This window comes from Altererythrobacter sp. Root672 (assembly GCF_001427865.1).
In the GTDB taxonomy this organism is placed as follows: Bacteria; Pseudomonadota; Alphaproteobacteria; order Sphingomonadales; family Sphingomonadaceae; genus Croceibacterium_A.
The window spans coordinates 654,370-671,275 of record NZ_LMHH01000001.1; the positions used below are offsets into that span (position 1 = coordinate 654,370).

Consider the following 16,906-nt stretch of genomic DNA (forward strand, 5'->3'; position numbering starts at 1 on the left):
GGAGAAGCGACCCACCGTGGAAACTACGGTGCGGGCCGCGCAGCGTCAAATTCCACGGTTCTTCCCACGCTCGCTCTCACGTTGCGGTTCCATTGGGCCGCCAGCGCCGCACGACGCGACGCGCAATTGAGGAAGAGACGATGAAGACGACGAGCCCATCGCGGCCCCAGTCAGCTTTTGCCGGTCTTGCCGCGGCGTTCGCCTGCAGCGGCCTCTGGCTCGGCTTCGGGCTGTTCATGTTTGCCATGCAGGGCGGGACGGTCACCTGACCTCCCTCCCAGGCACAATTCCATCTGACCCCCCAAGGAATTCGACATGTTTCAAGAGTTCAATTTCGCTAGCGTGCTTTCCGCCTCCGCCCGTGCGGCCTGGCAAATCGAGGACGTCCTGCCCGAAGGCGCGGCGCTCGATTTCTCCCGCCCGTTCATGCCCGAGAACCTCGCCCGAACCGACGTGCCAGAGGGCCTGTCGGAGGCGGAGCGGCGCGTTCTCAACCAGGTCCGCGGCCACGAGTACCTCGTGATCTTCGGTCTGGTCGAAGAGTTCATTCTTCCGTTCGTGCTCGATCACGCCCGGCCGCAGCTGAACGGCAACGATGCCCGAGTGCGGGCTCTGCTCAACTTCGCGGGCGAGGAAGCCAAGCACATTGAACTGTTCAAGCGCTTCCATGCCACGTTCGTGCGCGATTTCGGTAGCGAGTGCGCCGTGATCGGCCCACCCGAGGCGATAGGCGCCGAAGTCCTGCGCCATGATCCGCTCGCGGTGGCGCTGGCCATCCTGCAGATCGAATGGATGACGCAGCGGCACTATGTCGACAGCGTCCGCGACGACAGCGGCTTAGATCCGCTGTTCAAGAGCCTGCTCAAGCACCACTGGATGGAAGAGGCGCAGCACGCCAAGCTCGACACACTCATGGTCGAGGCACTGGCCGAAGGCCGCGACGAGGCTTCGATCCAAAGCGCCCTCGACGAGTATCTCGAGATCGGGATGTTCCTCGACGGTGGGCTGAAGACGCAGGCCGAGCTCAACCTCGATGCCTTCGAGAAGGCCGTCGGCCGCCAGCTCGGTGAAGACGAACGCGGCGCGCTGATAGCTCAGCAGCACCAGGCGCTGCGCTGGACCTACCTCGGCTCCGGCATGACCCACCCCAAGTTCGTGGCCACGCTGGCCGCGATTTCCCCCGCCGCCCGCGACCGCATCGCCGAAGTCGCACCGGCCTTTTGCTGACCCCCCACGACAAAGGAGATTTGAAATGCTCGATATTGCTCAGAAGAATACCGTCAACGGCATCGATCTCGACGCGCTTACCGAAGCCACCGAAGCGATCAAGCAGGATCCGGCCAATGGCATGGTCGCCTTCCGCGTCCGCACCGAATGGACCGGCCAAACCCGCTCCGAGACTACCGTCGACAGCGTCACCATGGGCGGCGAACGCATCGCCCGGCGCCACAAGATTGTCGCCGACGAGCCTTACGAACTGCTCGGCACCGATAGCGCCCCCAATCCGCAGGAACTGCTGATGAGCGCGATCAATGCCTGCATGACCGTGGGCTACGTGGCCCAGGCCGCGGTCCGCGGGATCACGCTTTCAGCGTGCCGCATCGAAATGGCCGGCGAACTGGACTTGCGCGGCTTCCTCGGCCTCGATGCGAGCGTTCCCAACGGTTACCGCAAGCTCGACTACGTCGTCACGCTCGAGGGCGACGGTACGCGCGAGCAATACGAAGAGATTCACCAGGCGGTGAAGGCAACCTCACCCAACTTCTACAACATCAATCGGGCGATCGAAATGAACGGCCGCCTGGCCTGACCCCCCGCATCCGCCCCGGCCACCTCCGGACCCCCCGCCCGCCGGGGCGGATGCATACCTCCGATACTGCTTGTACCCGTGAGTAACCGAGTGCAGGGCCTCGACACTGGGGTTTTCATGAAGGTAGACGGGATGCGGGCCTGGGTTTCCAGGATGGGGTGGGGTGTGCAGCAGCCAGGCGTATTCAGCCGGTTCGCCGACAGTGAGACCGAAGAACGCTACAGCGCCACGGCGCGGGCGCTGCGGATGCCGTTCGTGCGGCTCTACTGCGTGATCTTCATGATCGTGTCGCTCGCCTACCTGATCACCAATCCCAACCTCGTGTCGCAGGCGCAGAACGCCGAACTCGCGATTTATCTCGGCGCAAGCCTGGCGGTCGCGGGCGGCTATATCTGCGTGACCTTCTGGGACGCCTATGTGCGTCACCCGATCATCGACTTCATCGCCTTGCTGCTGCTCTCGCTGCTGGTTGGGCGAGCGAACTATGTGCTGTTCGAATACCTCGCCGGCGCGGACGCCGGTCTGCACGTGGTGGCGGTCATCAACCGACTGGTCCTCGCCGCCTTTGCCGCAGTCACCCTGGCCGGCAGGCCGCGCCTGTTCGTGATCTGGCTGGTGGCGGACATGCTGGCTTGGTTCGGCTCGGCCCTGAACGACCTTGACCAGCCAGCCTTCATCTTTGCCGCGCTCAGCTACTTCGGCGGCTCGGCAGTGATGTTCGCGATTTGCCTCGCGGTGGGCCGCACGAGCCGCTCCGCATTCATCCTCGCCGACGGGCTCGACAACGAGCGGCGCAAGAACGAGGAGCTGGTGCACAACATGCTCCCGCCAGCGGCAGTCCAGCGCATCCGCGACGGGCGGGTGGTGGCAGACTCCTATGCCGACGCGAGCGTGATCTTCATCGACATGGTCGGCTTCTCGATGCTGGCGCGGCGGATCTCGCCCGGACACCTGGTCGAGCTGCTCAACAGCTTCTTCAACCAGGCCGACAACCTCGCCGCCGTGCATCACATCGAAAAGGTCAAGACGGTCGGCGATTCCTACCTCGCCATCGCGGGCGGCAACATTGAGAGCGTCAACAGCGCGGATTCGGCGATTGCCTTTGCTCGCGCCGTGATCGGTTGCGTCCACGAACTGCGCCAGGTCGCGGGCGTTGACACGGTGGGCCTGCGCGTCGGCATCCATAGCGGCCCTGTGGTGGGCGGTGTGATCGGCGCGACGCGGATGGCCTACGACTATTGGGGTGACACGGTGAACATCGCGGCGCGGCTGCAAGGCGCTGCGCCATTCAACGGTATCGCCATTTCGGAAAGCACCTGGCTGCGGGCCAGGTCGCGGGACGATTTCGGCACGCCGGAAACGATGACGCTGAAGGGCGTGGGCGACTTGACGGTCTACCATGCCAGCATCGGTCCGGGAGAGGGCGAAGCGACCGTGGAGCCGGTCGCCGCCTGAGCCTCAACGCTGAAGGGCCAGCTGCCTTTCGACCAGTGCGATAGCGGCTGCGATAGCTTCGTCTCGGCCCAGATCCGAGGTATCGAGCACCACCGCATCGTCAGCGGCGCGCAGTGGGGCTTCGGCTCGGTTGCGGTCGCGTTCGTCGCGGAGGCGGAGGTCCTCTTCGATCTCGGCCAGGGTCCGGTCGTTCCCGCGTTCCTGCATTTCTTTCCACCGACGCAGCGCGCGAGCTTCGACGCTGGCGACGACGAACAGCTTCACCTCCGCTTCGGGTGCGATCACCGTGCCGACGTCGCGCCCGTCGAGTACTGCGCCGCCCGGCTGCAGCGCGAAACTGCGCTGACGTTCGAACAGTGCCTCGCGCACCGAGCGGTGGACCGAGACGCGACTGGCTAGGCCCCCAGTATCTTCGGTACGCAGTTCAGGATCGAGCAGCAGGCCATCCGGAAAGGCGCAGCCGCTCAGCGCGTCACCGGCACTGTCCGGATCACCGCCATCGAGAAATACCTGCCGCCCCACCGCGCGATAGAGCAGGCCGGTGTCGAGGTGCGGAAGGCGGTAGTGCTGGGCGAGCGCCTTGGCGATGGTGCCCTTGCCCGAAGCGGTCGGGCCGTCGACGGCGATGATCATTCGGGCTTCTTCCGCATTTTTACGCGGATCGCCATGACGAGGCCCGCTGCCGCGATCAAGCCCCACGCTGTCTCCAGCACGAAAGCCGCGAGGTTGAAGTTCACAGACAGCGAAATAAGCAGCAGGATCGAGCCAATCATGTTGGCCAGGTTGAACCCCAACTTGTTCAGCGTCTTGGTCAGGTTGGCGTAGGCAAAGGCGCCGATGAACAGCGCGCTGCCGATGAGGCCGATGACGTCGGCTGTGAAGGAGTCGATCACGGCGTCATTCCCTAGTCGGCAATTGCAACCTTGAGAACCGCAATCGAAATCCCTATCTGGCCCCCGGCGAAGGCCACGTCCTTTGTGTTCCAAGTGAACGTTCAAGACCGGGACGGCCCGGCAGCTAACCCTTTCTTAGGAGGCTGCTGTGGCGTGGGTTATTCTGTTCGTTGCCGGTATTCTTGAAGTCGTGTGGGCTTACTCGATGAAGCTGTCGGACGGCTTCTCGAAGCTTGGCCCGTCAGCCGTGACTCTAGGCGCGATGTTTCTCAGCTTTGGCTTGCTGGCGGTGGCGATGAAGTCGCTGCCGCTCGGAACGGCCTATACCGTGTGGACGGGCATCGGCGCTGTGGGCGCGTTCGTGGTCGGCATTGTCGTGCTTGGCGAGACTGTCAGCGCGATGCGGATCTTCGCCGCTCTGCTGATCGTCTCGGGCCTGGTGCTGATGAAGGTGTCGAGCCCGGCCTAAACTGCACTCGCGCCGTCGAGCAGGGCTTCGAACACAGGGAAGCTAGTTGCGATCGGCCTGGTGTCGTCGACTTCGACGCCATCGCGGCTGGCGTGACCGGCGACGGCCATCGACATGGCGATGCGATGGTCGAGGTGGGTGGCGATCGGGCCGCCCCCGGTAAGCGGATCGCCGCCGGTGCCTTCGATCACCAGACCATCCTCGCGTTCCTCGATCCGCGCGCCTGCACTCCGCAGCGCCTCGGCCATGACCGCGAGCCGGTCGCTCTCCTTGACCCGCAATTCATCGAGCCCGCTGGTGACCGTGCGGCCTTGCGCCAGCGAGGCGGCGACGAACAGGACGGGGAATTCGTCGATCATGCTCGGCGCGATGGCCGGGTCGACCTCGATGCCGGTGAGCACCGAATGGCGCACGCGTAAGTCCGCCACCGGCTCACCACCGACGAGGCGTCTGTCCAATTCCTCGATCGAGCCGCCCATCTGGCGCAGCACTTCGAACAGGCCGGCGCGAGTGGGATTGAGGCCGACGTTCTCGATGACCAAGTCGCTGCCCGGCACGACCAGCGCCGCCACGGCGAAAAACGCCGCGGAGGAGGGATCACCCGGCACCTCGATAGTCTGGGGCCGCAGTTCGGCCTCGCCACGCAGGCGAATCACGCGATGGCCGGCTTCTTCCTCGACCCACAGCTCTGCGCCGAAGCCCTTGAGCATACGCTCGGTATGATCGCGCGTCGGCACCGGCTCGATCACGCTGGTTATGCCGGCAGTGTTGAGTGCCGCGAGCAGCACCGCGCTCTTCACCTGAGCGCTGGCGACAGGGAGGCGGTAAGTGATCGGCACGGCGGGGCTCAGGCCTCGCTCCATCAACGGCAGGGTGCCGCCGGGGCTGGCCGTGAAGTCCGCGCCCATCAGGGAGAGCGGCTCGATCACCCGGCCCATCGGGCGCTTGGACAAGCTGGCATCGCCGGTGAAGGTGGCCACGATCGGATGGCTGGCGACCAGGCCCATCAGCAGGCGCGTCGAGGTGCCGGAGTTGCCCATGTCGAGCGCGCTCTCGGGCTGCAACAGCCCGCCGACGCCCACTCCATGGATCGACCAGGTGCCTTCGTCCTCGCGCACGATCGTCGCGCCCATCGCCCGCAGCGCGGCAGCCGTGGCCATGACGTCCTCGCCCTCGAGCAGGCCAGTCACGCGCGTCTCGCCCACGGCCAAAGCACCGAACATCAACGAGCGGTGGCTGATCGACTTGTCGCCCGGCACACGGATCCTGCCGGTCAAAGGCCCCGCGGAAACGAAGCGGCGTGGGCGGGGGGCAGTGTCAGGGTTGACGGACAAGAGGCTATCTCAGCTATGGGCAGTGGGAACGCGCGGGCTTTTGACAGCGCTGGGGGGCTGTGGCAAGGCGCCCCCCGCTCTTGATGCTGGCTCTTGATTATGGTCGGGGCCGCTACCATCAAGTCACAGTAATTCAGGCCTGCTGCGGCAGCGGGCAGACTAAGGACACATTCATGGTCAAGCCAGAGTGGGGCGCCAAGCGTAGCTGCCCCAAATGCGGTGAACGCTTCTACGATCTCCAGAAGGACGAACCGGTCGTCTGCATCGAATGCGGCAACCAGTGGTATCCCGAGCCGGTGCTCAAGTCGAAGCAGCCGATTCCGTTCGAGGAAGTGGCGAAGGTCGAAAAGGTCGAGGAAGCCGATTCGGATCTCGCTGACGAGGATCTGGAAGATATCGACGAGGGCGAGGACTCGCCGGACAACGATGTCGACCTTGGCGGCGACGACGATCTCGGCGTTCCCGGCGCTGGTGATGGCGAAGACGACGAAAACTGATAAATTGGGGCTTGCGAAGCGGAGGAGTCGCTCATAAAGGGCCCTCCTCCCGCAAGGGATGGCGCACCACCCAGGATGCGCTAAAGACGAAATGGCACGGGGCCTTAGCTCAGCTGGGAGAGCGCTACAATGGCATTGTAGAGGTCAGCGGTTCGATCCCGCTAGGCTCCACCATTCGTCGCTAAAGTATTGAAATAGGCCATGCCTTTTGCATGGTTCCAGTACCTGATTTGCACGCTGGCTGACGAGGTTTCGTCCGCCGGCGTTTTTGGCTTTCGGGCCAGTTTGGAGTGAAGCTAGGCATGTTCGACACACTGTCAGATCGCCTGACTGGAGTCTTCGATCGCCTGCGCGGTCGCGGCGCTCTGAACGAAGCCGACGTGCGCGAAGCGATGCGCGAAGTTCGCATCGCCCTGCTCGAAGCCGACGTCGCCCTGCCCGTAGCGCGCAAGTTCATCGACGCGGTGACCGAGAAGGCCGTTGGCCATCAGGTGCTGCGTTCGGTCACGCCGGGCCAGCAAGTGGTCAAGATCGTCAATGACGAGCTGGTCGCGATGCTCGGCGGGGAAGAGTCCTCGCCGCTCACGCTCGAAGCCAAGCCGCCGGTCGTGATCATGATGGTCGGTCTCCAGGGCTCGGGTAAGACCACTACGACTGCCAAGCTCGCCAAGCTGCTCAAGGAAAAGCACGGCAAGAAGGCGCTGATGGCGTCGCTCGACGTCAACCGCCCGGCCGCGCAGGAACAGCTCAAGGTGCTCGGCGATCAGGTCGATGTCCTGACGCTCCCGATCATCACCGGCCAGCAGCCGGTCGACATCGCCCGCCGCGCGCTCGAATCGGCCAGGCTGCAGGCGATTGACGTGCTGCTGCTCGATACCGCGGGCCGCCTCCACGTCGACGAAGCGCTGATGGCCGAGATGAAAGCCGTCGCCGGCGTCGCGACGCCGACCGAGGTTCTCCTCGTGGTCGACTCGCTGACCGGCCAGGACGCGGTCAACGTCGCGCAGAGCTTCTCCGACGAAGTGCCGCTGACCGGCGTTATCCTTACCCGCATGGACGGCGATGCCCGCGGCGGTGCGGCGCTGTCGATGCGTGCGGTCACCGGCAAGCCGATCAAGTTTGCCGGCACGGGCGAAAAGCTCGACGCGATCGAGCCGTTCCATCCGGGCCGCGTGGCCGGGCGCATCCTCGGCATGGGCGACATCGTCTCGATCGTCGAGAAGGCCGCCCAGGTCATCGACAAGGAAGATGCCGACAAGCTCGCCGAGCGCATGCTCAAGGGCCAGTTCGACATGAACGACCTGCGCACCCAACTGCGGCAGATGCAGCAGATGGGCGGCCTTGGCATGCTCGCCGGCATGATGCCGGGCATGAAGAAGGCCAAGCAGGCGATGGCCGCCAGCGGCATGGACGACAAGCTGCTGGTCCACATGGATGCGATCATCGGCTCGATGACGCAGAAGGAACGCCAGCGCCCGGAGCTGCTCAACGCCAAGCGCAAGAAGCGCGTCGCGGCCGGTTCGGGGACAGAGGTTCAGGACGTCAACAAGCTGCTCAAGATGCACCAGGAGATGGGCCGCGCGATGAAGCAGATCAAAAAGATGGGCGGGCTCAAGGGCCTCGGCGCGCTGTTCGGTGGTGGCGGCGGGATGGGTGGTCCCGGCGGTGCCGGAGCGGCTGCCCTCGGCGGCCCTGGCGGCGGATTACCGGGTCTTGGTGGAGGGGCGGGTCAACTGCCCTCCAACCTGCAGGACCTGCTCAAGAAGAATTGAAATTCAACAGTTTGAATCAGAAAGGTAAGTAACCATGGCAGTAGCACTGAGGCTCTCGCGGGGCGGCAACAAGAAGCGCCCCTACTATCGTATCGTCGTTGCCGACACGCGCAGCTCGCGCGACGGCAAGTACCTCGAGCAGGTCGGCACCTACAACCCGCTGCTCGCCAAGGACGACGCCAACCGCGTGGTCCTGAACGAGGATCGCGCCCGCTACTGGCTGGGCGTCGGCGCCCAGGCGACCGACCGCGTTGCTCGCTTCCTCGATGCCGCCGGCATCAAGGAGCGCGCTGCTCGCAACAACCCGAACAAGGCCGAGCCGGGCGAAAAGGCCAAGGAACGCGTTGAAGAGCGCGCTGCCAAGGCTGCTGCCGCCGAGGAAGCCGCCAAGGCTGCCAAGGAAGAAGCCGCTGCTCCGGCCGCCGAGGAAGTGACCGAGGAAGTCGCTGCCGAAGCTCCGGCTGAAGAGGTTGTTGCTGCTGAAGCGCCGGCTGAAGAAGCTGCCGCCGAGGAAGCTCCGGCTGCTGAAGAAGCTCCGGTTGCCGAAGAAGCCCCGGCTGAAGAAGCTGCCGCTGAAGAGGCTCCGGCCGCTGAAGCGGGCGAGGAAAAGGCTGAGGGCTGATCCTTGGCTGAAGACAAACCCGTCACGCTCGCCGCCATCACCGGCGCGCACGGCGTGACGGGTGAAGTCCGTCTCAAGTTGTTTGGCGAAGGGCTCGGGGGTTTCTCCGCCCATCGCCAATTCAACGACGGCGCGCTGACGCTCAAGAAGCTGCGCGACGATGGCAAGGGCGGCGCTATCGCCCGCTTTGCCGAGGTGGACGACCGGACCGCAGCCGAGAAACTGCGCGGCACCACTCTGAGCGTTCCGCGCTCGGCGCTCCCCGCCCTCGATGAGGGCGAATACTACCATGCGGATCTGATCGGCCTTCCGGCCATGTCCGAGGCTGGTGAGCCGCTCGGTACGGTGATCGCGGTCGAGAACTACGGTGCGACCGATGTGCTCGAAGTCGAGCGACCTGACGGCAAGCGCTTCATGGTACCGATGCGGATCGAAGCCGTGCCGGCGTGGAATGACCAGAGGCTTGTTGTCAGTATGGATTTCGTCGATCAGGCTTGATCGATGCAGATCATCTACAGCGTATGGATAATACTCGTCGTTGCCGTCGGTCTTAACGGGTTCGCGGCGGGCGTAGCGGCGGCCTTGTCTGTCTGGGGCCCCGCTTGGAAGCGTCCTTCCAGGATATTAGTTGCGGCGGCCTCTGCGGGCTTTCTTCCCTTCGGAGTCTTGATCCCGGCCACCTTTTTAGAGTTGAGCTCGGGCATGAAGGAATCGACTTACCTCGCTCTCGGGTTTGGTGTGATGTTTGTGATCGCAACGGTGGTTTCATTGCCGGGTGCGATCGTAGTATCGCGGAAGCTCGAAAGGCCGAGCGACGATTTTCTAGCCTTCGAATGACTAACGCCTCAGAGGCTCCAACTCAGCCAGATAATTCCTGATCGCCGTCGCAGCGACACCGCCTTCGCCCATGGCGTGGCTTATCTGGTCGAGCCCTTTCACCACGTCACCCGCCGCGAACAGGCCGGGAATGCTGGTGCTTTGATGGGGATCGACCACCAGGCAGCCATCCTTGCTGATCTGCGCCCCGACTTCGGCTGCGAGGTCCGAGCGCACTCGCGAGCCTAGCGCGGGATAGACGCTGTCGAACTGCATTCTTCCGTGGGTGGTGTCGAATGCCAGGAGGTCACCCTCAATCGCGTAGTTGCCGCAGGGGCCATCTATTCGGGTGACGCCGGCGCGATCGAGTTCGGCGGCGCAGCTTGGATCGAGATCATGTTCGGCGTCGGGTGAAATCAAGGTCACATCTGCGGTATAGCCGCGCAGGAAGAGCGCTTCAGCGGTGCCGTGGCTACCGGTGCCGATGACGGCGATGCGTTTGTCGGTCACTTCGTAGCCGTCGCAGATTGGGCAATAGCGCAGCAGGCCTTCTGCGAGCGCCTGGGTGTGAAGCGCATCGTCGATCCCTGAGGGGCGATTGTTGACCACTCCGGTCGCCATGAGCACGGTTCGGGCGCGGAAGTCGCGTCCCTCGACGCTCACGGTGAAGCTCTCGCCTTCGGGTGAGATCTTGGTCACCCGCGCCAGTTCACGCTCGGCGCCAAATCGCTCGGCCTGCTCCGCCATGCGCCGCAGTAACTCGAGGCCGGAGACGCCTTCGGGAAAGCCGGCGTGGTTATGGGTGCAGGGGATCAGTGCCGCGCGGCTGGTGCCGCAGTCGAACAGCCGGATCGAGAGGTGGAAGCGCGCGAGATAGATCGCCGCTGTGAGTCCAGCCGGGCCAGCGCCGACGATGATGCAATCTTCCATCGGCGCTGCAACCCGGATGGGCTGGGTATGGTTCCGCTCATGCGAGTTCGGGAGCGGTCACTTCAGCTTGGACCAGACCTGGAAAGACAGGCTGAGGCGCAGTTACGGTAGCCACGCCGCCGGTGAAGATCACCGCCGTGATGACGGCCGCCGCTAGTCCACTCAGCAAGGCCTGTGTCGTTTGCGAGGTCTGGTGATCGCGCCGGGCAGGCGACCTTCTTGCATAAGCGGTGTCTATTGTGGTCGGGCGCCGGGCAAAGCGCTCGCGGATGCGGGCAACCAACCGGTCAACGCCTTGCGATAGGGCCATGTGGTGCTCGTTCCACTGGCGCATGTAAGCTTCGTCTTGCATTTCATTTCCCCTTCGATTGCTTGGTGAAATGCACCCGCTGGCCTCCCAATTCCAACAAAAGGGTTGGGTTAGACTATAAGGCTGGTTTATAGAGTTGGGCATGGACAGGCTTCCCTCCCTCCCGGCCATCCGCGCCTTCGAGGCCGCGGGCCGGCACGAAAACTTCTCTCGCGCCGGGGAGGAACTGGGGATGAGCCAGGCAGCGATCAGCTATCAGATCCGCCATCTCGAAGACTGGGTCGGGCGTCAGTTGTTCGTGCGGGAAAAAGGCAGGGTACGGCTGACGGACACGGGGAAGCGGCTCTTGCCGGCGGTGTCTTCCAGCTTTGCCAGCATGATTGATGCCTTTGCCGGCGTGCGGGAAGAGGACGAGGACGTCCTTGAGATCAACACGGCAGTATCGTTCGGCGGCACCTGGCTCAGCTCGCGGATTGGGCGCTTCCAGGTGCGGTACCCTGATTTGGCGGTCCGCATCTCGCTGTCGAACGAAGTCGTCGACCTCGCGCGCGGAGGCATCGACGCGGCTATTCGTGGCGGAGACGGTCGGTGGGAGGGATTGCGCAGCGATTTCCTCGTGCGGACGCACTTCACGCCGATCTGCACCCCCGCTTTCCTCCGGGAAAACAACATCACCAAGCCCGAAGACCTGCTGCACGTCGAACGCTTCGCACCTAACGATTCGCTGTGGGCTGGGTGGTTCGCGAAAGCCGGTATCGGCGCTCCGCCGCCCATGCAGGGCCTCGTGCTCGACAGCCAGCTTCAGGAGGCGACGGCCATGTTCGGCGGCTCGGGCATCTCGATGATGACGCCGATGTTCTGGAAAGCCGACCTCGACAGCGGACGGCTGGTGCAGCCGTTCGACATCATCTACCTGTCCGGCTCTTCGCACTGGCTGGTCCATCCGGCCAATCGCGTGGGGGTGCGCAAGATCGAGCGGTTCCGCGAATGGCTCCAAGAGGAGCTGGCGGCTGACCGCGACGGGAGCCTGCCGGAAATCTGGGAACCGCTTTGATGACTTTCGCCGCCACCGTCCTGACGCTTTACCCGGAGATGTTCCCCGGGCCGCTTGGCGTGTCCCTTGCGGGTCGCGCCTTGGCTGAAGGAGGTTGGTCGCTGGAGACGGTGCAGATCCGTGACTTCGCCACCGACAAGCACCGCACGGTCGACGATACGCCGGCCGGAGGTGGAGCAGGGATGGTGCTCAAGGCGGACGTGCTCGCTGCCGCGATCGACCACGGGCGGTCGCTCCAGCCCGCATGCCCGGTGTTGGCGATGACCCCCCGTGGAAAGCCGATTACACAAGAGCGCATTCGCGAGTTGGCAGCAGGTCCTGGCGTGACGATCTTGTGCGGACGGTTCGAAGGATTTGACGAGCGGATTTTCGAGGGCAGGGAGGTCGAAGAGGTCAGCCTCGCCGACATCGTGCTGTCCGGTGGAGAGCCCGCCGCGCTGGCCATTCTCGACGCTTGCATTCGCCTGCTTCCCGGCGTAATGGGCGCGGCCTCAAGTGGGGCCGAGGAATCCTTCGAGGAAGGGTTGCTCGAATATCCGCAATATACCCGACCTGTTGAATGGGAAGGGCGCACGATCCCTGAAGTGCTGCGATCGGGGGATCATGCGAAGATCGCTGCATGGCGCAAGGCCATGAGCGAATCTGATACACGGTTACGCAGGCCGGACCTTTGGGAGCGCCACGGTGGTGCTCGGGCCCAGTCTGCCTCTGGCGCGCGCAAAGATTAGAGGAACCCAACATGGGTCTGATCCAAGAGCTCGAGGCTGAGGCCATCGCAGCATTCAACGAGGGGAAGACGATCCCCGAATTCCGCCCCGGCGATACGCTGCGCGTTGGCGTGCGCGTCGTTGAAGGCGAACGCACCCGCGTTCAGAACTACGAAGGCGTGTGCATCGCCCGTTCGAACCGCGGCATCAACAGCAATTTCACCGTCCGCAAGATGAGCTTCGGCGAAGGCGTAGAGCGCGTTTTCCCGCTGTACTCGCCGAACATCGACAGCATCGAAGTGGTGCGTCGCGGTGTCGTGCGTCGTGCGAAGCTGTACTACCTGCGCGGCCGGACCGGCAAACGGGCTCGTATTGCGGAGCGCAAGCAGACCGTAAGCCAGGAGGGCTGAGGCCCTACCGCCGAAACAAACAAGTTTCACAAAGGCGTCCTGGCTCTACAGCCAGGGCGCCTTTTTCTTGAGCGATTTGATCGAAGGTAAGTCAGATGGGTTATCGGGTAGTTGTAGTTGGTGCGACGGGGAATGTCGGGCGCGAGATGCTCGCGATCCTCGCCGAACGAGATTTTCCGATGGACGAAGTGGCGGCTGTCGCCAGCTCGCGCTCGCAGGGCCTCGAAGTCGAGGTCGGCGACACCGGCAAGATGATCAAGTGCCAGAACATCGAGCATTTCGACTGGTCGGGCTGGGACATCGCCCTGTTCGCGGCCGGCTCCGGCCCGGCGCAGGAATATGCCCCGAAGGCCGCGGCTGCGGGTTGCGTCGTGATCGACAACTCGTCGCTCTACCGCATGGACCCCGACGTGCCGCTGATCGTGCCCGAGGTGAACCCCGACGCGATCGACGGCTACAAGAAGCGCAACATCATCGCCAACCCGAACTGCTCGACTGCGCAGCTGGTCGTGGCGCTCAAGCCGCTGCACGATGCGGCTACGATCAAGCGCGTGGTGGTCAGCACCTACCAGTCGGTTTCCGGCGCTGGCAAAGCGGGCATGGATGAGCTGTTCGAACAGAGCCGCGGAATCTTTGTCGGCGACCAGGTGACCGTCAACAAGTTCACCAAGCAGATCGCCTTCAACGTGATCCCGCACATCGACGTGTTTCTCGACGATGGGTCCACAAAGGAAGAGTGGAAGATGGTGGTCGAGACCAAGAAGATCCTCGACCCGAAGATCAAGCTCAACGCCACTTGCGTGCGCGTGCCGGTGTTCGTCGGCCACTCCGAAGCGATCAACATCGAGTTCGAGAACGAAATCACGGCCGAACAGGCTCAGGATATCCTGCGCGAGGCGCCGGGCGTCATGCTCGTCGACAAGCGTGAGGACGGTGGATACGTCACCCCGATCGAGTGCGCCGGCGACGGCGCGACTTACGTCAGTCGCGTGCGCGAGGACCCGACGGTCGAAAACGGCCTGACGATCTGGTGCGTGTCCGACAACCTGCGCAAGGGCGCTGCACTCAACGCGGTGCAAATCGCCGAACTGCTCGGCCGGCGTCACCTGAAGAAGGGCTGACCTTGGCCGCTGGTCTCCGTTTTGCCCCGCTCGAACCGGATCCGATCCTGTTCGATCCGGAGCAAACCGGAGACTTCGCCAAGGAGCTCGCCGAAGAGGCTTCCAAGGAACAAGTCCCGCCCTGGTGCAGCTGGATCGGCTGGCTCGGTGGCACTCCGGTGACGATGGGCGGCTTCACCGGGCCGCCGACCGAGGATGGGACCGTCGAAATAGGCTATCTCACCTTCGCTACCCAGCAAGGGCAGGGCCATGCCACGGCACTGGCCGGTTTCCTGGTCGCCACGGCACGAGAAGCCGGTGTCTCCTCGATCATCGCCCACACCCTGCCAGAACCCAACGCGTCGACGCGCGTGCTGGAGAAGAACGGCTTCGTTCGTGATGGTGAGGCTCATGATCCCGATGCCGGCGTGGTATGGCGCTGGCGCGCAGCTAACGGCTGATCGACGGGAACCAGGTAGCGAGGTGGATTGACCACTACCTCCCCGCTGTCGCACAATCCCGGCTAGCCAGGGAGTGAACGATGTCCGGTGAAGGCCACATCGAGTTCTACCTCCATATCCGGGTTCTGATCAGCCTCGTGCTGGGCCTGGGGCTGACGCGCCTGCTCACCGGGATATCGAAGCTGATCCAGCACCCTGATCGGCAGAAGATCTATCCGACGCACCTGATCTGGGTGGCGATCCTCATCCTCACCATCATGAACTTCTGGTGGTGGGAGTTCGCGCTTATCCGGCTCAACTGGAACTTCGCGCTGTTCGCGTTCGTGCTGCTCTACGCGTTTCTGTTCTTCCTGCTAGCCAGCCTGCTGTTTCCCGAAGACATGACGGACTACTCCGGCTTCGAGGACTATTTCCTTTCACGCCGGCGCTGGTTCTTCGGGCTCCTGGGCCTGACTCTGGTCGCCGACTTCATCGACACGGCGGTCAAGGGAGGCCCGTACCTGGAGGCGCTTGGCATCGAGTACATGGTCCGGATCCCGGTCGCGATCATACTGTGCGTCACCGCAGCGGTGATCGAGAATCGCCGCTTCCAGCTGGCCTTTGCGTTGCTTTACCTCGCCTACACGATCAGTTGGATCGTTCGCGTCTATTGGCAGGTCAACTGAGCCGGGATGTCAGTGTGACGGCGGCTCGGGTCGAGCGGCCGGGCCGGAGCTGCGCCGCATCAGTAGCACCAATGGCACCGAGGCAAGGCTCAGCCACATCATCAGCCAGTAATCGTTGACGTAGGCGATCATCGCCGCCTGGCGCGTGACTTCGGCATCGAGCACCCCAAGCGCGGCCTCTCCGTACTGGTGGAAGCGCTCTAGTGACGAGAGGTCGATCATGCCGGTGACCGCGGGGGTAATGTGCGCAGCAAGATCGCTGTGACTGGTCTGCGCGTTGTGCGTCAGCAGCGTCACCATGACCGAGATACCGATCGACGAGCCGACCGAACGGGTCAGGTTGAGCAAGCTCGATCCGTCGGTGCGCAAGCGGGGTGAGAGCGTGGCGAAAGCGGTCGCCTGCAAGGGAATGAACACGAGGCCGATGCCGAGGCCCTGGAGCAGCCCCGAAAGCACGATGTGGTAGCGATCGACGCCGAGCGACCAACCCGCCATCTGGTAGAGTGACCAGGCGCCGATCATGAAGCCGATCGAGACCATCCACCTAGCGTCTACGCCCTTGCGCATGAGCAGGCCCGACAATTGCATCGAGATCAGCACGCCGACACCGCGCGGCATCAGGACCATGCCGGTATCGACCACGTCGTAACCGAACAGGCCCTGCAGCATCGGCGGCAATAGAGCCATGGTCGCGAACATGACCGCGCCGATAACCACCATGAAGACCAGGGCGACGACGAAGTTGACGTTGGCGAACAGCTGACGGTCGAACAGCGGCTGCTCCGCCGTGGCGAAGTGGATCACGGCGATCCAAGAGCAGGACACGATCAGGAACAGGTAGATCCAGCTTTCGAGCGATGAAAACCAGTCGAGCTGGGCTCCGCGGTCGAGCAATAGCTGGAGTGAGCTCAAGGTCAGCGCGATCATGGCAAAGCCGAACAAGTCGAAGCGCCGCTTGACCACTTCGCGCGAAGGCAATTGCGCCAGCAGGATAACCAGGCACAGCACGCCGACCGGGACGTTGACGTAGAACACCCAGCGCCAGCTCCAGTTCTCGGTGATCCATCCACCGAGGACCGGGCCCAGGATCGGGCCGATCATCACTCCCATGCCCCAAAGGGCAATCATCTGGGACTGACGGCTAGGCTTGGTCGTGTCGAGCAGCGAGCTCTGGCTGAGTGGGGCGATGAAGGCACCCGCGACGCCCTGTAGCGCGCGGAAGATGACCATCTCTTCGAGGTTCTGCGCCATCCCGCACAACATCGAGGCAACCACGAAGCCAGCGACCGACCAGATGAACAGCCGCCGCGATCCGACGCGGTCGGCGAGCCAGCCGGTAATCGGCATGGCGACCGCTGAGGCGATGATATAGCTCGTCAGCACCCAGGTGACGGTGTCGGGCGTTGCCCCGAGCGAGGATTGCATGTGCGGGATCGCGACGTTGGCGATCGTCGTGTCGAGCACCTGGATCAGCGAGGCCGTCATGATGCCGATGACCAGCAGGAACTGGTTCTCGACCGGAAGATGCGCGACGTCGTCGATCTGCTCGGGGGAGGCGCCTTGGCCTCCAGCAGGGGCACGAGCGGCCTTGGTGGCCATCG

Annotated in this window: 22 protein-coding genes and 1 tRNA gene; 17 read left to right on the forward strand and 6 right to left on the reverse strand. The window is 63.7% G+C overall.

The window, feature by feature from the left end:
- Positions 1-140 precede the first annotated feature (140 nt).
- From ASD76_RS18725 to ASD76_RS03235, 4 genes are all read left to right on the forward strand, one after another.
- On the forward strand, positions 141-269 hold the full coding sequence (locus ASD76_RS18725) for a hypothetical protein (RefSeq protein WP_268760303.1): 129 nt from the start codon (positions 141-143) through the stop codon (positions 267-269).
- Between the two features lie 46 nt (positions 270-315).
- On the forward strand, positions 316-1,227 hold the full coding sequence (locus ASD76_RS03225) for a diiron oxygenase (RefSeq protein WP_055918404.1): 912 nt from the start codon (positions 316-318) through the stop codon (positions 1,225-1,227).
- 25 nt (positions 1,228-1,252) lie between these two features.
- On the forward strand, positions 1,253-1,810 hold the full coding sequence (locus ASD76_RS03230) for an OsmC family protein (RefSeq protein WP_055918407.1): 558 nt from the start codon (positions 1,253-1,255) through the stop codon (positions 1,808-1,810).
- Positions 1,811-1,927: 117 nt separating this feature from the next.
- The gene (locus ASD76_RS03235) at positions 1,928-3,265 is read left to right on the forward strand and encodes an adenylate/guanylate cyclase domain-containing protein (protein WP_156457526.1); all 1,338 of its coding nucleotides are present in this window, start codon (positions 1,928-1,930) and stop codon (positions 3,263-3,265) included.
- Between the two features lie 3 nt (positions 3,266-3,268).
- Here the strand turns inward: ASD76_RS03235 and ASD76_RS03240 are convergent, their stop codons facing one another.
- The gene (locus tag ASD76_RS03240; protein ID WP_055918413.1) at positions 3,269-3,898 is read right to left on the reverse strand and encodes a (d)CMP kinase; all 630 of its coding nucleotides are present in this window, start codon (positions 3,896-3,898) and stop codon (positions 3,269-3,271) included.
- On the reverse strand, positions 3,895-4,158 hold the full coding sequence (locus tag ASD76_RS03245) for a CBU_0592 family membrane protein (RefSeq protein WP_235506491.1): 264 nt from the start codon (positions 4,156-4,158) through the stop codon (positions 3,895-3,897). The genes ASD76_RS03240 and ASD76_RS03245 overlap by 4 nt, the downstream gene beginning before the upstream one ends.
- Positions 4,159-4,306: 148 nt before the next feature.
- Between ASD76_RS03245 and ASD76_RS03250 the strand changes: the two genes are divergently transcribed.
- Positions 4,307-4,627, forward strand: coding sequence for a DMT family transporter (locus ASD76_RS03250; RefSeq protein WP_055918416.1), 321 nt, complete (start codon positions 4,307-4,309; stop codon positions 4,625-4,627).
- Here the strand turns inward: ASD76_RS03250 and aroA are convergent.
- Positions 4,624-5,904 carry a 3-phosphoshikimate 1-carboxyvinyltransferase gene (aroA, locus tag ASD76_RS03255; RefSeq protein ID WP_235506492.1) on the reverse strand — a complete coding sequence of 427 codons (1,281 nt, stop codon included), beginning with the start codon at positions 5,902-5,904 and terminating at the stop codon, positions 4,624-4,626. The two genes, ASD76_RS03250 and aroA, sit on opposite strands and share 4 nt — an antisense overlap.
- Before the next feature lie 230 nt (positions 5,905-6,134).
- Between aroA and ASD76_RS03260 the strand changes: the two genes are divergently transcribed.
- From ASD76_RS03260 to ASD76_RS03285, 6 genes are all read left to right on the forward strand, one after another.
- A complete protein-coding gene (locus ASD76_RS03260) occupies positions 6,135-6,458 on the forward strand; it encodes an FYDLN acid domain-containing protein (RefSeq protein WP_055922879.1) in 324 nt (107 codons plus the stop codon).
- Between the two features lie 98 nt (positions 6,459-6,556).
- Positions 6,557-6,632: transfer RNA gene (locus ASD76_RS03265), tRNA-Ala, on the forward strand.
- A 128-nt stretch (positions 6,633-6,760) separates the two neighbouring features.
- Positions 6,761-8,230 carry a signal recognition particle protein gene (gene ffh / locus ASD76_RS03270; protein WP_055918422.1) on the forward strand — a complete coding sequence of 490 codons (1,470 nt, stop codon included), beginning with the start codon at positions 6,761-6,763 and terminating at the stop codon, positions 8,228-8,230.
- Positions 8,231-8,264: 34 nt separating this feature from the next.
- Positions 8,265-8,852 (forward strand): 30S ribosomal protein S16, encoded by a 588-nt coding sequence (gene rpsP, locus ASD76_RS03275; protein WP_055918425.1) that lies wholly within the window; start codon positions 8,265-8,267, stop codon positions 8,850-8,852.
- 3 nt (positions 8,853-8,855) lie between these two features.
- Complete coding sequence (rimM, locus tag ASD76_RS03280) at positions 8,856-9,350, forward strand: ribosome maturation factor RimM (protein ID WP_055918428.1); 495 nt, start codon at positions 8,856-8,858, stop codon at positions 9,348-9,350.
- A gap of 3 nt (positions 9,351-9,353) precedes the next feature.
- Entirely contained in the window at positions 9,354-9,689 is a 336-nt protein-coding gene (locus ASD76_RS03285) for a hypothetical protein (RefSeq protein WP_055918431.1), read from the forward strand.
- Here ASD76_RS03285 and ASD76_RS03290 read toward each other — a convergent pair whose 3' ends face one another.
- A complete protein-coding gene (locus ASD76_RS03290) occupies positions 9,690-10,598 on the reverse strand; it encodes an NAD(P)/FAD-dependent oxidoreductase (RefSeq protein WP_055918434.1) in 909 nt (302 codons plus the stop codon). It lies immediately after the preceding gene.
- Positions 10,599-10,635: 37 nt separating this feature from the next.
- Positions 10,636-10,950, reverse strand: coding sequence for a hypothetical protein (locus ASD76_RS03295; RefSeq protein WP_055918437.1), 315 nt, complete (start codon positions 10,948-10,950; stop codon positions 10,636-10,638).
- Between the two features lie 100 nt (positions 10,951-11,050).
- Between ASD76_RS03295 and ASD76_RS03300 the strand changes: the two genes are divergently transcribed.
- The 6 genes from ASD76_RS03300 to ASD76_RS03325 all read left to right on the forward strand — a co-directional run bounded on the left by ASD76_RS03300 (position 11,051) and on the right by ASD76_RS03325 (position 15,305).
- Entirely contained in the window at positions 11,051-11,962 is a 912-nt protein-coding gene (locus ASD76_RS03300; RefSeq protein ID WP_055918440.1) for a LysR substrate-binding domain-containing protein, read from the forward strand.
- On the forward strand, positions 11,962-12,690 hold the full coding sequence (gene trmD, locus ASD76_RS03305; RefSeq protein WP_055918443.1) for a tRNA (guanosine(37)-N1)-methyltransferase TrmD: 729 nt from the start codon (positions 11,962-11,964) through the stop codon (positions 12,688-12,690). The genes ASD76_RS03300 and trmD overlap by 1 nt, the downstream gene beginning before the upstream one ends.
- 11 nt (positions 12,691-12,701) lie before the next feature.
- Positions 12,702-13,079, forward strand: coding sequence for a 50S ribosomal protein L19 (rplS, locus tag ASD76_RS03310; RefSeq protein WP_055918446.1), 378 nt, complete (start codon positions 12,702-12,704; stop codon positions 13,077-13,079).
- Between the two features lie 95 nt (positions 13,080-13,174).
- Positions 13,175-14,200: an aspartate-semialdehyde dehydrogenase gene (locus tag ASD76_RS03315; protein ID WP_055918449.1), complete on the forward strand. Its 1,026-nt coding sequence runs from the start codon at positions 13,175-13,177 to the stop codon at positions 14,198-14,200.
- 2 nt (positions 14,201-14,202) lie between these two features.
- Positions 14,203-14,640: a GNAT family N-acetyltransferase gene (locus ASD76_RS03320; protein ID WP_055918452.1), complete on the forward strand. Its 438-nt coding sequence runs from the start codon at positions 14,203-14,205 to the stop codon at positions 14,638-14,640.
- Positions 14,641-14,720: 80 nt separating this feature from the next.
- A complete protein-coding gene (locus ASD76_RS03325; RefSeq protein WP_055918455.1) occupies positions 14,721-15,305 on the forward strand; it encodes a hypothetical protein in 585 nt (194 codons plus the stop codon).
- Between the two features lie 9 nt (positions 15,306-15,314).
- On the opposite strand, the gene ASD76_RS03330 is transcribed toward ASD76_RS03325, so the two are convergent.
- Positions 15,315-16,904: a DHA2 family efflux MFS transporter permease subunit gene (locus ASD76_RS03330; RefSeq protein WP_055918458.1), complete on the reverse strand. Its 1,590-nt coding sequence runs from the start codon at positions 16,902-16,904 to the stop codon at positions 15,315-15,317.
- Between the last annotated feature and the right edge of the window lie 2 nt (positions 16,905-16,906).

What these genes read in the sequence shown, in the direction of transcription:
- rplS (WP_055918446.1), top strand. Translation starts at nt 12,702, where the DNA reads ATGGGTCTGATCCAAGAGCTCGAGGCTGAGGCCATCGCAGCATTCAAC.
- ASD76_RS18725 (WP_268760303.1), top strand. Translation starts at nt 141, where the DNA reads ATGAAGACGACGAGCCCATCGCGGCCCCAGTCAGCTTTTGCCGGTCTT.
- ASD76_RS03315 (WP_055918449.1), top strand. Translation starts at nt 13,175, where the DNA reads ATGGGTTATCGGGTAGTTGTAGTTGGTGCGACGGGGAATGTCGGGCGC.
- ASD76_RS03285 (WP_055918431.1), top strand. Translation starts at nt 9,354, where the DNA reads ATGCAGATCATCTACAGCGTATGGATAATACTCGTCGTTGCCGTCGGT.
- ffh (WP_055918422.1), top strand. Translation starts at nt 6,761, where the DNA reads ATGTTCGACACACTGTCAGATCGCCTGACTGGAGTCTTCGATCGCCTG.
- rpsP (WP_055918425.1), top strand. Translation starts at nt 8,265, where the DNA reads ATGGCAGTAGCACTGAGGCTCTCGCGGGGCGGCAACAAGAAGCGCCCC.
- ASD76_RS03230 (WP_055918407.1), top strand. Translation starts at nt 1,253, where the DNA reads ATGCTCGATATTGCTCAGAAGAATACCGTCAACGGCATCGATCTCGAC.
- trmD (WP_055918443.1), top strand. Translation starts at nt 11,962, where the DNA reads ATGACTTTCGCCGCCACCGTCCTGACGCTTTACCCGGAGATGTTCCCC.
- ASD76_RS03300 (WP_055918440.1), top strand. Translation starts at nt 11,051, where the DNA reads ATGGACAGGCTTCCCTCCCTCCCGGCCATCCGCGCCTTCGAGGCCGCG.
- ASD76_RS03240 (WP_055918413.1), bottom strand. Translation starts at nt 3,898, where the DNA reads ATGATCATCGCCGTCGACGGCCCGACCGCTTCGGGCAAGGGCACCATC.
- ASD76_RS03330 (WP_055918458.1), bottom strand. Translation starts at nt 16,904, where the DNA reads ATGGCCACCAAGGCCGCTCGTGCCCCTGCTGGAGGCCAAGGCGCCTCC.
- ASD76_RS03290 (WP_055918434.1), bottom strand. Translation starts at nt 10,598, where the DNA reads ATGGAAGATTGCATCATCGTCGGCGCTGGCCCGGCTGGACTCACAGCG.
- ASD76_RS03225 (WP_055918404.1), top strand. Translation starts at nt 316, where the DNA reads ATGTTTCAAGAGTTCAATTTCGCTAGCGTGCTTTCCGCCTCCGCCCGT.
- ASD76_RS03235 (WP_156457526.1), top strand. Translation starts at nt 1,928, where the DNA reads ATGAAGGTAGACGGGATGCGGGCCTGGGTTTCCAGGATGGGGTGGGGT.
- ASD76_RS03325 (WP_055918455.1), top strand. Translation starts at nt 14,721, where the DNA reads ATGTCCGGTGAAGGCCACATCGAGTTCTACCTCCATATCCGGGTTCTG.
- ASD76_RS03260 (WP_055922879.1), top strand. Translation starts at nt 6,135, where the DNA reads ATGGTCAAGCCAGAGTGGGGCGCCAAGCGTAGCTGCCCCAAATGCGGT.
- ASD76_RS03295 (WP_055918437.1), bottom strand. Translation starts at nt 10,950, where the DNA reads ATGCAAGACGAAGCTTACATGCGCCAGTGGAACGAGCACCACATGGCC.